The sequence below is a fragment of the Aneurinibacillus danicus genome (assembly GCF_007991215.1).
GTDB lineage: Bacteria > Bacillota > Bacilli > Aneurinibacillales > Aneurinibacillaceae > Aneurinibacillus > Aneurinibacillus danicus.
In genome coordinates this window covers 1-13,503 of record NZ_BJXX01000123.1, presented here as the reverse complement: position 1 = coordinate 13,503, position 13,503 = coordinate 1, and the positions used below count along the sequence as shown (strand labels likewise).

Sequence of the window (13,503 nt, the reverse complement as noted above, 5' to 3'; positions counted from 1 at the left end):
ATCGGGCAGGAGGACTTTTTTTACGAATGCTATTTCAGCGCTGAATATGTCTGCGCAGTTACCGTTTCAATTGCTTTATACGTAATATCGGTCAGCCTATCTAATTCTTCAAGACTCATCGACAGAATCGGCATCAGCACGATAACAGGACCGAGCGGGCGAATAATGGCGCCGTTACGCCGGGCGTGCAGAATAATATGATGTTCTACCTGCATGTGTATCGGGAACGGTTTTTTGCTTGCTTTGTCCTGGACTATCTCAATGCCTACCATCATGCCGCGCTGCCGTACATCGCCCACATGAGGCAGGGTACGGAATGGTGCAAGCTTCTGTGCCAGAAAGTTAATTTTCTTCTCCAGAGAGGCGATAAGGCCGGTTTGCTCGATAAGCTCAAGATTTTTTAGCGCAACCGCACAGGCAAGCTGGTTTCCGGTATACGTATGGCCATGGAAGAAGGTACGCAGCTCTTCAGGCTCGCCGAGAAATGCGTTAAATATTTCTTCGCTTGTCAGTGTGGCGGCCAGTGGCAAATAGCCGGCGGTCAGCCCCTTGGCTACACAGAGAAAATCCGGTTCGACCCCCTCCTGTTCGCAGGCGAAAAGCGTGCCCGTCCGTCCGAAGCCGACCGCCACCTCGTCAGCAATCAGCAGGACTTCATAGCGGGTGCAGAGCTCGCGTACGCCGCGCAGAAAACCGTCGGGCGCGGTAATCATTCCCGCGGCCCCCTGTACCAGCGGTTCAATAATCAGCCCGGCCACTTCTTCGTGCCGTTCTTTAAGCAGCGCTTCGAGCGCATCGAGACATAAGGCTTTGCAGGCTTCCTCATCATTATTTTCCGTCAGACGATATGTATACGGTGCCGGTGTTTCCAGACGTTCGAATAGAAGGGGTCTGAAAATGTGATGGAATGTTTCCATGCCGCCTACGCTGACTGATCCGATCGTGTCACCGTGATACGCTTCGCGAAGCGAGATGAATTTGTTCTTTTTTCCCGAGAAGCGTACCGGGTCTTTCAATTGCCAGTACTGGTAAGCCATTTTGAGCGCGATTTCTACCGAGGTTGAACCCGAGTCCGAGTAGAATACTTTGGTCAAGCTCTGCGGTGTAATTTCCACCAGTTTTTTCGCAAGCAAAATGGAGGGAACGTTGGCTGCTCCGAGCAGTGTAGAGTGGGCAATCTTGCCCGCTTGCTCGCGTAGCGCAGCGTTAAGTTCCGCATGGTTATGCCCGTGCACGTTCACCCAGAGGGAGGAGTAGCCATCCAGATACTTATTCCCCTCGATATCGTACAGATAGCTACCTTCCCCGCGTTCAATGATAAGCGGCTTTTCCCGGCGATAGGCTTTCATCTGGGTGAAAGGATGCCACACATATTCTTTATCCCAGCGTTCTAAATCATGAGTAGATAGTTGCATTAGTGTTCCTCCGTTCCTTTTGTTTGCATAAGTTTTTCTTCCGCCTGCTCCAGGCGTTCAAGAAGCAGAGCCAGATTGATACATTTGTGCAATTCATGCAGCCGTGTACGAAGCGCTTTCGGTTCTTTTTGTTCCATCTCAGGGAAAGTACCCAGCACGGGAAGTTCGGTCAGCTTGCTTATCATGCGCACGTTATCCTGCTCCATTTCGCCCGGTGCAAGCGGCATGCGGTTGACGATGATACCGAGTATCGGAATTCCTCGTATTTGCGCATAGGAGGCTGTCAGTATTGTGTGATTAATGGTGCCCAGTCCCGGATGGGTAACGAGCAGAAGCGGCAAACGCAGGCGCTCGATCAAGTCGACAGTCATATAGATACCCCGTTCATCTTCTTGCAGGGGAACAGCCAGTCCACCCGCCCCCTCTACAAATACAAAATCATGGGATGCACGCAGCTTTTGAAGATGGCCGGCAATATGCTCGGGCTCGATACATACCCCGGTTTGCAGCGCCGCCAGATGGGGTGATAATGCCGGCTCCATACAATATGTACAGAGCGTATTTTGATCATAGGGCAAGGGATAAAGCGACCGATAGAATTCCACATCTTCAGCGACAAGTCCCAGGTCGCTGCGAATGCCTCCGCTTTGCACCGGCTTATACGGAATAGCATCATACCCGCCCATAGCAAACAGTGCAGTTAAAAGACCGGTAACCATTGTTTTTCCGACGCCTGTATCCGTACCGGTGACAAATAATGCGTGTCCCTGCTTCATGAAACTTCCTCCTTTTCATTTAAAATGGCGTAATACCGAAATAGGCTGTTGACGGTTTGACACATAATTATGGCAAAGAGCGAGAGAAGGATGGACATTAGAAAGAGAGCTATTGTCAGAGTAAAAGTAATCACGCTTTATTGTCAACTGTTATAAAAATAAAGTTAACATATATATGGAAAATATAGTAATTTTTAATAAAAAGCGAATAAATGTTCGTGAAAAATGCTTGGCAAACGGGTAAAAAAGAGGTACAATAAAGTACGTAGTTAAGATACTTAAACGACAGTAGTTGATATAAATACAACGAAGGGAGCGATGGCTTTGTCCGATCGCAAAGCTGCTTTAGATATGGCCCTGCGCCAAATCGAGAAACAATTCGGTAAGGGTTCCGTAATGAAACTGGGGGAGATGGCTGCCACACAACAGGTGTCTACCGTATCCAGTGGTTCGATTGCGCTTGATATCGCGCTCGGTATCGGAGGGTATCCGCGTGGTCGGATTATCGAAATCTACGGTCCGGAATCGTCTGGTAAGACTACGGTAGCGCTGCACGCGATTGCCGAAGTACAGAAAACGGGCGGCACTGCTGCGTTCATCGATGCGGAACATGCGCTTGATCCGGTCTATGCACGCAAGCTAGGCGTTAATATTGACGAATTGCTTCTCTCCCAGCCGGATACAGGGGAACAGGCACTTGAGATTGCGGAGGCGCTGGTACGTTCTGGCGCGATTGACATCATTGTAGTCGACTCTGTAGCTGCACTTGTGCCGAAAGCCGAAATCGAAGGCGAGATGGGCGATTCGCACGTTGGTCTGCAGGCACGTTTGATGTCCCAGGCACTGCGCAAGCTGGCAGGCGCTATCAATAAATCTAAAACGATTGCTATTTTCATCAACCAGCTCCGCGAAAAGGTTGGAGTTATGTTTGGAAATCCGGAGACAACGCCGGGTGGACGTGCTCTCAAGTTCTACTCCAGTGTACGTCTGGACGTACGCCGTGTAGAAACTCTTAAGCAGGGCAATGACATGGTAGGAAACCGCACAAAGATTAAAGTCGTGAAGAACAAGGTGGCTCCGCCATTTAAAACGTCTGAAGTAGATATTATGTACGGAGAAGGCATTTCCCGCGAAGGAAGTTTGCTTGATATCGGTACGGAGCTTGACATCGTGAACAAGAGCGGTGCCTGGTACTCTTATAATGAAGAGCGCCTCGGACAGGGGCGTGAGAACGCGAAGCAGTTCCTCAAAGAGAATCCGGATATTGCGCACTCGATCGAAATGAAGATTCGTGAGCACTATGGTTTAGACCAGGCAGTTTCGCTGCCGCCGGCTGATCAGGACAACAAGGATGAGGAATTCGTTCTTGACTTTGAGTAATGGCCGTTTTTACTGCTTGTGATACAGAAGGCTTAAAAGCTTTATTAAGATAAAGCTTTTAAGCTTTCTTTTTTCTGTGAAAATCATGAGAAAAGAAGGAAGGGAAAGAGGAAATAAGATACGGGGAAGAGAAAGGCGTTCGCCTTTTTCCACATTGAAATCATTCTCTCGTTCTTTCCTCTCTTTTCTTTTGTGCGACAAAAGTCAGCCGCCCTTCCCTCCATTTTCATGTCGGGGTTGCGGCTGATTGGCTATGGTGGTTTTGTTATTCTGCTATGTGGAGGGAAGACGGATGAGCGAGGAGAAGCGAACTGCAGCCGTAATTACGCGACTGGAACGTCAAAAGAAAAATAAGCATCGCATCAACGTGTACCTGGACGGCGAATATGCGTTTGCTATCCATGAAGATGTGCTGGTCAAGTACCGTTTGAACAAAGGCTGTAAATTGGACGAAGCGGATATGAAGGAGCTGCTTGATGCAGAAGAGAAGAACCGTGCTGTGCAGTATGCTTTGCGCTATATTAGCCACCGTCCGCGCACCGTCGAAGAAGTACGGCGCTATTTGCTGGATACGGGATTCCCTGCATCGGTAGCGGATGAGACAGTATCCGGTTTTATCAAACGAAAATACCTCGATGATCGTGCTTATGCCCGGCAATGGGTGGAAGAGAGGCTTCGTCTTAAACCCCGTGGCAGGCACTTGCTGCGCCAGGAACTCCAGGCCAGGGGAATTGACGGGGAGGATGTGGAGGCAGCGCTCGCGCAGGTGGAACAGGAAGATGAGGAAGCCGCTTGTCTGTCGATTGCACGCAAAAAATACGGACAAAAGCGGTTTGGATCTTTTCAAGAAATGAGAAATAAAATAGGGCCGTTTTTGCAGCGCAAAGGCTTTCCGCACGAAATCATTAAAAAAACCCTCGAAACATTAAAAAATGAGAGCATAAACCAAGAGATGTAACACAAATTACCCATTCTTGACATTCCTGCGGTATGATGGCAAAATGAACTTGTATATTCTTTTTCTACCGTGGTCCTCTCTTTTTCGCTAGCCTCGGGTAAGAATATATAGATGGTTTTGCATAGGAGAGATCGAGTATCCGATCTCGTTTTTTAACTAAACCTGACATTCTACACAGCCAAAAATTGAAGAAAGACCTCAGATGCAAGGAGGTGACAGAAAGATGAACTTAGTACCTGCAATTCTCATTGCACTTGCATCTCTGGTGGTCGGAGCGGTAATTGGTTATTTTGTTCGTAAATCACTCGCAGAGGCAAAGATTTCGAGTGCGGAAGAAGCTGCACGTCAAATTGTAGACAAAGCGGAAAAAGAAGCGGAAGCACTCAAGAAGGAGAAAGTGCTCGAAGCGAAAGACGAAGTGCATAAACTGCGAACGGATGCCGAGAAGGACTTGCGCGAAAGACGAAACGAGATTCAGCGCCTTGAGAAACGTGTACTGCAAAAAGAGGAGTCGCTTGACCGAAAGATGGACACGTATGAGCGTAAGGAAACGGAGCTTGAGCGTCGCGAGCAGGCGATTAACCAGATGCACGCGAAAACGGAAGAACTTTTGCAGGCTCAGATGGCTGAACTCGAACGGGTTTCAAACCTGACACGCGAAGAAGCGCGCGACATCATTCTGCAGCAGGTTGAGGATGAAGTGCGTCACGAAGCTGCTATGCTGGCAAAAGACATCGAACAGCAGGCGAAGGAAGAAGCGGACAAAAAAGCCCGTCATATTATTGCCACGGCGATTCAGCGCTGTGCCGCGGACCATGTGGCGGAAACGACAGTATCGGTTGTTTCGCTTCCTAATGATGAAATGAAAGGTCGGATTATCGGTCGAGAAGGTCGAAATATTCGTGCTCTGGAGACGTTAACTGGTATCGATTTAATCATTGATGATACTCCGGAAGCCGTCATTTTATCCGGTTTTGATCCCGTTCGTCGTGAGATTGCGCGAACCGCACTGGAGAAGCTTGTGGCGGATGGACGCATCCATCCTGCACGTATTGAAGAAATGGTTGAAAAAGCGCGCCGTGAAGTGGATGAGCGCATTCGCGAATACGGTGAGCAGGCTACATTTGAGACAGGGATTCACGGACTGCACCCGGATCTCATCAAAATTCTGGGCCGCTTAAAATACCGTACCAGTTATGGACAGAACGTGTTGAAACATTCCATTGAAGTTTCACATTTATGCGGGTTGATGGCTGCAGAGCTGGGCGAGGACCAGACGCTGGCAAAGCGTGCCGGTCTTCTGCATGATATAGGCAAGGCCATTGACCATGAGGTTGAAGGTTCACATGTTGAAATTGGGGTAGAATTAGCGAAAAAATATAAAGAGCATCCCGTTGTTATCAATGGAATCGCCTCACATCACGGAGATTGCGAACCGACATCGGTTATTGCGATGCTGGTGGCCGCAGCCGACGCTTTGTCCGCTGCAAGGCCGGGAGCGCGCCGTGAAACGTTGGAAACGTACATTCGCCGCTTAGAGAAGCTGGAGGGCATCTCCGAATCGTTCGAAGGCGTTGAGAAATCGTATGCGATTCAGGCAGGGCGTGAAGTCCGAATTATGGTGAAGCCGGATCAGATTGATGACCTGCAGGCGCATCGTCTGGCACGTGATATTACGAAGAAAATCGAAAGCGAGCTCGACTACCCGGGACATATTAAAGTCACCGTTATCCGGGAGACACGGGCAGTTGAATATGCGAAATAAAACGCAGAAGCTTCTCCGAGTGATCGGCAGAAGCTTTTGTTTGCATAAGAGGAAGGAGACGAAATATGAGGCTGTTATTCATCGGTGATGTGGTAGGCTCTCCGGGGAGAGACATGCTGAAAGAGATGCTGCCCCGCCTTAAAAAGAAATACAACCCTCATTTCACGGTCGTCAACGGGGAGAATGCAGCATCCGGCAGGGGGATTACCCAAAAGATTGCCAACCAATTCTTTGAATGGGGAGCAGGTGCCATTACTCTCGGCAATCACTCTTTTGATAACAAGGAAGTGTTTGACTTTATCGACGATGAACCCCGCATTGTGCGTCCCGCTAATTACGCCCCTGGTACGCCAGGTAGAGGCCATACGTTTTTGAAAGGAACAAATGGCGGAGAGCTGGCTATTATTAATCTGCAGGGACGGACATTTCTTCCTCCTTCGGATTGCCCGTTTCGTACGGCAGAGCATATCGTTGAACTGGTTCGAAAACGTACCCCGTATATTTTTGTCGATATGCATGCGGAAGCAACATCAGAAAAGCAGGCGATGGGGTGGTTTTTGAATGGGAAGGTGAGTGCTGTTGTCGGTACGCATACGCACGTTCAGACTGCCGATGAACGGATTCTGCCCGGAGGGACGGCCTATCTAACGGATGCTGGCATGGTTGGTCCGCGCAACAGCATTCTGGGGATGGAACGTGAAACAGTGTTGAAGAAATTTTTGACAGGGTTACCGGTTAGATTTGAAGTTGCGATGGTTAAACCGCAATTAAATGGGGTAATAGTTGATATGGAAAAAAACACCGGTCGTGCCAGCTCTATTCAGCGAATTATTATTGATGAAGACCATCCGTTTATGGAATGAACGTTTTTTAATTTTCAGAGTATTTTTCATCCGAAATATGAATGGGACAGGAATGATTTGTACCTTCGCTGAATAGAGTAATTGTGGTAATCATCAATCTATCTAAGGAGGTACTTGAGATGGAAGTATTAAAAGTTTCAGCAAAATCCAACCCTAATTCTGTCGCTGGTGCCCTGGCCGGAGTTCTGCGTGAACGCGGCGCAGCTGAGCTTCAGGCCATTGGAGCGGGTGCACTTAATCAAGCAATTAAAGCAGTAGCAATCGCACGAGGGTTTGTAGCACCGAGTGGTGTTGACCTTATTTGTATCCCTGCCTTCACGGATATTCTAATAGAAGGCGAAGAACGAACCGCGATCAAGTTGATTGTCGAACCTCGATAGTTGAATAACCACAATGGTCTTTCATCAGTTGTGCCTGTTTATTCCTCACTGGATAAGCAGGCTTTTTTCATTTTCCTCCGTTTTTCTTGTGTGCTTGTGAACAAGAATGAAGGAGAATGTAGGAGATTTTGAAAGAATGAAGCAGATATACCAATACTTTTATCTTGATTTTTTACCGGTCCATGGGGTAATCGTAATTTTGTTTAAGAAATCTTAACTGAAGGGTTGCAATTTGAGAGAGAGAGGACTACAATGAATAAAGTTTGAAGTACACAATTTGTTCATATTTTTTAAATAGATACATATAGTAGGTGACCTGAAAAATGGAAGAGGGCTCAAAACCGTGGTGTATCTGTTTAAAAAATGGTACACTTTTCAACTGAAAAGAACGAGCAATCTATCGTCTTGAAGGGGTGGAGTTCATGATTAGTCAACTTTCTTGGAAAGTTGGAGGACAACAAGGTGAAGGGATTGACAGTACAGGCGAAATATTCGCGATTGCGCTGAATCGTCTAGGGTATTATCTATATGGGTACCGCCATTTCTCTTCCCGCATTAAGGGTGGTCACACCAATAACAAAATTCGCGTAAGCACGAAGCCGCTGGGCGGAATTTCGGACAACCTCGACATTCTCGTGGCATTTGACCAGGAGACGATCGACGTTAACAGCCCGGAACTTCGTAAAGGCGGCGTTATCATTGGCGATTCTAAGTTCAATCCGAAGGCGCCTGAAGGGGCGGATGTCCGCCTTTTCTCTGTACCTTTCACTGAGATTGCTGAAGAACTCGGAACGTCTCTTATGAAAAACATGGTGGCGATTGGAGCTTCCAGCGCTCTCTTGGGTTTGCCTGCTGAATCCTTCTCTGAAGTGGTGGATGAGCTGTTTGGCAAGAAAGGTCAAAAAGTGGTTGAGAAAAACATGGAAGCTATCGCTCGCGGCGCCGAGTATGTAAATAAGGAAGCAGGCGGTCCGATTGAAGAGTTGCGCTTAGAGCCGGCAGACGGCAAGAAACGCATGTTCATGATCGGTAACGATGCGATTGCAATGGGTGCACTTGCGGCAGGCTGTCGTTTTATGCCAGCTTATCCGATTACTCCGGCTTCTGAAATTATGGAATATTTGGTTAAGAAGCTGCCTGAATTCGGTGGTACCGTTATTCAAACTGAAGATGAAATCGCTGCCGTAACGATGGCAATCGGTGCGAACTATGGCGGTGTTCGTACATTAACCGCCTCCGCGGGCCCGGGACTTTCCCTGATGGCGGAAGCGATTGGCCTGGCGGGGATTACGGAAACTCCGCTCGTTATCGTAGATACGCAGCGTGGAGGTCCGTCCACTGGTATGCCAACCAAGCAAGAGCAATCTGACGTGAACGCAATGATTTACAATACACACGGTGAAATTCCGAAAGTGATATTAGCACCGAGTACGGCGGAAGAGGCGTTCTACGATACAGTAGAAGCGTTCAACATCGCAGAAGAATACCAGGTGCCTGTTATTCTGCTGACAGACCTGCAACTGTCTCTCGGTAAGCAGACAGTTGAACCGCTCGATCAGAGCCGCGTGGAAATCCGCCGCGGTAAGTACCTGGGCGGACAAGAACTTCCGGAGCTGGAAGGCGAAATGTTCAAGCGCTATGAAGTAACGGAAGACGGCATCTCACCGCGTGTTGTACCGGGACAAAAACACGGTATCCATCATGTAACAGGCGTTGAGCATACAGACACGGGACGTCCGACAGAAGATCCGGTTATCCGTGTGAAGCAAATGGACAAACGCCTGCGTAAGCTCAACAATCTGAAAGTGGATACGCCGGTATACAAAGATGCACCGAACGAAGAAGCAGACCTGCTTGTTGTAGCCATGGGCGGTATTCGCGGCGCGGTTACCGAAGCAAAAGAACGTCTGGAAGCCGAAGGTGTGAAAGTGAACCAAGCCCATGTTCGCCTGATTCACCCGTTCCCGGCTGCTGAAATGAAGGAACTGATGGAAAAAGCGAAGAAAGTGGTCGTTATCGAGCACAATGCAACAGGTCAATTGACTGACCAGATCAAACTGCACGTAGGAATGACCGACAAAATTAACAGTGTGTTAAAATATGATGGTAACCCGTTCCTGCCTGGCGAGATCTACAATAAATGCAAGGAGCTGTTGTAAGATGGCAACATTTAAAGACTTCCGCAATAGCGTAAAACCGAACTGGTGCCCGGGCTGTGGTGACTTCTCTGTACAAGCAGCAATTCAGCGCGCCGCAGCAAATGTAGGCCTTGAGCCTGAAAATCTTGCAGTCGTATCCGGTATCGGATGTTCCGGACGTATCTCCGGCTACATCAATGCATACGGCGTACATGGCATTCACGGCCGTGCGCTTCCGATTGCGCAAGGTCTGAAAATGGCAAACCGTGAACTGACAGTTATCGCTTCCGGCGGTGACGGTGATGGCTTTGCGATCGGTATGAGTCACACCATTCACGCGATTCGTCGTAATATGGATATCACATACATCGTTATGGATAACCAAATCTACGGTCTGACAAAAGGTCAAACATCTCCGCGTTCGGCAGAAGGCTTCGTAACGAAGTCTACGCCGAAGGGATCCATCGAGCCTTCCATGAAGCCGCTTGAGCTGGCTCTTGCAGCCGGTGCAACATTCGTGGCGCAGACGATGTCCAGCGATCTGAAAGGCATGACCAGTCTGATTGAACAAGGTCTGAAGCATAAAGGTTTTTCGCTGATTAACGTATTCAGCCCGTGTGTAACATTCAACAAAGTGAACACGTACGATTGGTTCAAAGAGCATGTGAAGAATCTGAGCGACATCGAAGGATACGATCCGCACAATCGCATCGCCGCTATGCGCGTACTGATGGAAACAGAAGGTCTGGTAAACGGTCTGATTTACCAGAATACAGAGCGTCAGTCTTACGAAAGCATGGTAAAAGGCTTCAAAGAAGAAGGTCTTGTAAAACAAGACCTGACGATCGAAGAAGCGAAATTCCAGCAGCTTATGGCTGAATTCATGTAAGCAAACAACACAAGCACCAACTGTCATCCGACGGTTGGTGTTTTTTTCATTTGCCTGCTTTTTTGCTACTATGTCTATATGCAGCCAAATTCAACGGAAGGAAGGACGAGAGATGAAGCTTACTGTACTGGGATACCAGTCGCCGGCTCCGGGACCGGGCGGGGCGACACCGGGGTATTTGCTTGAGACGGAGCAGGGAAAAATTTTGATTGACTGCGGCAGCGGCGTCTACGCGCAGCTAATGAAATACATTCGTATCGAAGAGCTCACAGCTGTCATCATATCGCATTATCATCACGACCATATCTGTGACATACCTATTCTGCAATACGGTGTCATGATGTCCTCGGTTTTCGGCAGGCGAAGCGGTGCGCTTCCGGTATACGGGCCGCCGGAGCCGCAGGATTGGGCCCAAAAAATGAACTACCAAAAACACACCCGCCTGAATTCGCTGAAAGAAAATAGTGTGCTTTCTATTGCCGGTGTGGATCTTTCTTTTCTGCGTACCGACCATCCGATTCTGTGCTATGCGATGAAGATTACGGATGGAAGAAAAACGATTGTGTACGGCGCAGATACAGGGCCGGGCACAAACTGGCAGGGATTTGCGGATGGATGCGATTTGTTTATCTGTGAAGGTACATTTACCACGGAATATGTTCCTCAGGGAAAGCGCGGACACCTCTCTGCACGGGAAGCAGCCCTGACAGCGCAGCGCATTGCAGCCAAACAGCTACTGATAACGCACATATCACCGGACATTGATCGCACTTTATACGAACGTGATGCAGCGAATGGAGGATTCAATGGCAATTGGGAACTGGCGGATATCGGGCAGGTGATCGAATTGTGAAAACGGCACATCCTACTGCGCGCGCCCGCTTGCCGCGCGTGACGGAGATGGCGCACCGGCTGCTGGCAGAACGTATTACAGCGGGTGACACGGTAGTAGATGCTACGGCAGGCAACGGTTATGATACGCTATTTCTGGCCGGTTTGGTGGGGGAGACGGGACGCGTATATGCGTACGATATACAGGAGGCGGCCATTAGGGCTACGGCAGAGCGGCTGGATGCGGCAGGTGTGCGGAATAGAGTAATACTGCGGCATGCTTCACACACGGCCATTGCTGAATTACGTGCTTCTCTACAGGCGGTTGTCTTTAACCTGGGCTATTTGCCTGGTTCAGACAAAGGCGTGATTACACAGGCTGATTCTACGCTGCAGGCCGTACAGGCTTCTCTCGAACGTCTTGCACCGGGCGGCATGGTCTTGCTTGTCGTTTATCAGGGACATGCCGGGGGAGAGCAGGAAGCTGAGGCGTTAGAGGCTTATACACGTAAGCTTTCTCCCCGGGATTATCTTGTATTGAAGTATGAATACATTAATCCTGACAACCGTCCACCATATATCCTGGCCATTGAGAGAAAGTGACCACGCGGCAAAGAGGGATACGCCATGGCGTACCCCTCATTTATTTTATGCCCGGTTTCCTGGCAGACCCGCTTTCTGCTGAAAAGGAACTTTGACGTTTTTAAAGCCGGCATTATGCGCTGTAGGCTGGTGTTTCTGCGTATGTGCCTCCCGAGCGCGCGGTTTTCCGGGTGGCTTATACAGTTCCGTCGCAAATTCGGCTCGAGCAAAGTCCTGTTTATTGCGGAAAATGTCATGGTTATTTGGCATCATGGTCACCTCCAGGTTTTTTCGGGGCGTACTTGTAGTATATCCCCCTGTAGAGGAGGCATGGGTGTTAATATTTTCATCAGTTGCTTGCTTTACACGCAAAGGAGGTGATATGAGAAAAATCAGGAATTGTATTTTGTTCATGTTTTTTTTTGGTTGAAACATTTCGAATAAATGGGTATAATCGCCTAGTAAAGTATTATTATCAGATCTTTGTAATAAAATCAACCTCAGCAATCTGAAGGCCCGAGGAGGAAGAAAAATGAGCAAACGTATTTTGATTGTAGATGATGCATCCTTTATGCGGATGATGATTAAAGGCTTTTTAACGAAACACGGATATACGATCGCGGACGAAGCCGCGAATGGGATGGAAGCAGTGGAAAAATATAAGCAGACAACGCCCGATCTTGTTACAATGGACATTACCATGCCTGAGATGGACGGTATCGAAGCGGTAAAAGCCATTCGCCAGATGGATCCGAATGCAAAGATTATTATGTGCTCTGCAATGGGACAGCAAAACATGGTTGTACAGGCTATTCAGGCCGGGGCGCGTGATTTTATTGTTAAACCTTTCCAGGAAGACCGGGTAATCGAAGCCATCAAAAAAGTTCTTACATAAAGAAAGATGTTAGAATAATGCAATAAATAGGGGGGGGAGCATGCAGGCAAATCAAATTAATGCAATCTTGTCCGGTACGCGCAGCGTATTGGAGGGGCACCTTGGAATGCAGGTAAGTTCAGGGAAACCGACGCTGCAGGTCAACCCGGTGTTTTCCGGACAGATATCAGTTATCGTGGGGATGACGGGAATGCTGAAAGTGGATTTGATTCTTGGTATGACGCAGAAGGCGGTTTGTGCCATTATCAGCAAAATGTTCGGAGGTATGGAGATACAGGAAATCGATGATATGGGATGGAGCGCATTCTCCGAGTTTGGCAACTGGGTAGGAGCGGCCTGCTGTACAGAGCTAATGAACAACGGATACGAAGTGAATATTACGCCTCCGATTATTAATGAGGGCGAAAGCAAGTTTCGTTCTGTGCACAAATTTATCAGCATTCCATTTCAGGTCGATGAGAATGAAATTATGGTGCATGTAAGCGCACAGCAATCATAGTGGACGGGCCGCCTTAGTGGTGGCTCTTTTTTGTGTATTTGGAACTGTTTTATAGAAAACGATCATGGCATCTCAGCCGCAACCCCGACATGAAAATCATAGGAAGGCCAGCTGACTTTAGTGGTACGAAGG

General features: G+C 48.4%; 14 protein-coding genes. 11 read left to right on the top strand and 3 right to left on the bottom strand.

The window, feature by feature from the left end; translation table 11 throughout:
• Positions 1–29: 29 nt before the first annotated feature.
• Together bioA and bioD are read right to left on the bottom strand one after the other, a co-directional pair.
• Positions 30–1,415, bottom strand: a complete 1,386-nt coding sequence (gene bioA / locus ADA01nite_RS13455) for an adenosylmethionine--8-amino-7-oxononanoate transaminase (RefSeq protein ID WP_146810704.1) — start codon at positions 1,413–1,415, stop codon at positions 30–32.
• Complete coding sequence (bioD, locus tag ADA01nite_RS13450; RefSeq protein ID WP_146810702.1) at positions 1,415–2,191, bottom strand: dethiobiotin synthase; 777 nt, start codon at positions 2,189–2,191, stop codon at positions 1,415–1,417. Before bioD ends, bioA begins: the two co-directional genes overlap by 1 nt.
• Positions 2,192–2,515: 324 nt before the next feature.
• On the opposite strand from bioD, the gene recA reads away from it, so the two are divergent.
• The 9 genes from recA to mnmM all read left to right on the top strand — a co-directional run bounded on the left by recA (position 2,516) and on the right by mnmM (position 11,998).
• Positions 2,516–3,571 carry a recombinase RecA gene (gene recA / locus ADA01nite_RS13445; protein ID WP_146810700.1) on the top strand — a complete coding sequence of 352 codons (1,056 nt, stop codon included), beginning with the start codon at positions 2,516–2,518 and terminating at the stop codon, positions 3,569–3,571.
• A 292-nt stretch (positions 3,572–3,863) separates the two neighbouring features.
• Entirely contained in the window at positions 3,864–4,529 is a 666-nt protein-coding gene (locus tag ADA01nite_RS13440) for a RecX family transcriptional regulator (protein ID WP_170230284.1), read from the top strand.
• Positions 4,530–4,752: 223 nt separating this feature from the next.
• On the top strand, positions 4,753–6,294 hold the full coding sequence (rny, locus tag ADA01nite_RS13435) for a ribonuclease Y (RefSeq protein ID WP_146810696.1): 1,542 nt from the start codon (positions 4,753–4,755) through the stop codon (positions 6,292–6,294).
• 65 nt (positions 6,295–6,359) lie between these two features.
• Entirely contained in the window at positions 6,360–7,157 is a 798-nt protein-coding gene (locus ADA01nite_RS13430; RefSeq protein WP_146810694.1) for a TIGR00282 family metallophosphoesterase, read from the top strand.
• A 119-nt stretch (positions 7,158–7,276) separates the two neighbouring features.
• Positions 7,277–7,537, top strand: a complete 261-nt coding sequence (locus tag ADA01nite_RS13425; RefSeq protein WP_040303043.1) for a stage V sporulation protein S — start codon at positions 7,277–7,279, stop codon at positions 7,535–7,537.
• A gap of 422 nt (positions 7,538–7,959) precedes the next feature.
• Positions 7,960–9,696, top strand: coding sequence for a 2-oxoacid:acceptor oxidoreductase subunit alpha (locus ADA01nite_RS13420; RefSeq protein WP_146810692.1), 1,737 nt, complete (start codon positions 7,960–7,962; stop codon positions 9,694–9,696).
• A gap of 1 nt (position 9,697) precedes the next feature.
• The gene (locus tag ADA01nite_RS13415; RefSeq protein ID WP_146810690.1) at positions 9,698–10,564 is read left to right on the top strand and encodes a 2-oxoacid:ferredoxin oxidoreductase subunit beta; all 867 of its coding nucleotides are present in this window, start codon (positions 9,698–9,700) and stop codon (positions 10,562–10,564) included.
• Positions 10,565–10,676: 112 nt separating this feature from the next.
• Entirely contained in the window at positions 10,677–11,417 is a 741-nt protein-coding gene (locus ADA01nite_RS13410) for an MBL fold metallo-hydrolase (RefSeq protein WP_146810688.1), read from the top strand.
• Complete coding sequence (gene mnmM / locus ADA01nite_RS13405; protein ID WP_371863562.1) at positions 11,414–11,998, top strand: tRNA 5-(aminomethyl)-2-thiouridylate-methyltransferase MnmM; 585 nt, start codon at positions 11,414–11,416, stop codon at positions 11,996–11,998. Before ADA01nite_RS13410 ends, mnmM begins: the two co-directional genes overlap by 4 nt.
• Before the next feature lie 45 nt (positions 11,999–12,043).
• Here mnmM and ADA01nite_RS13400 read toward each other — a convergent pair whose 3' ends face one another.
• Positions 12,044–12,250, bottom strand: a complete 207-nt coding sequence (locus ADA01nite_RS13400) for a hypothetical protein (protein WP_146810686.1) — start codon at positions 12,248–12,250, stop codon at positions 12,044–12,046.
• Positions 12,251–12,509: 259 nt separating this feature from the next.
• Here ADA01nite_RS13400 and ADA01nite_RS13395 point away from each other — a divergent pair, with 259 nt between their 5' ends.
• Both ADA01nite_RS13395 and ADA01nite_RS13390 read left to right on the top strand, forming a co-directional pair.
• On the top strand, positions 12,510–12,872 hold the full coding sequence (locus tag ADA01nite_RS13395; protein ID WP_146810684.1) for a response regulator: 363 nt from the start codon (positions 12,510–12,512) through the stop codon (positions 12,870–12,872).
• 40 nt (positions 12,873–12,912) lie between these two features.
• Positions 12,913–13,371, top strand: a complete 459-nt coding sequence (locus ADA01nite_RS13390; RefSeq protein WP_146810682.1) for a chemotaxis protein CheX — start codon at positions 12,913–12,915, stop codon at positions 13,369–13,371.
• Positions 13,372–13,503 lie beyond the last annotated feature (132 nt).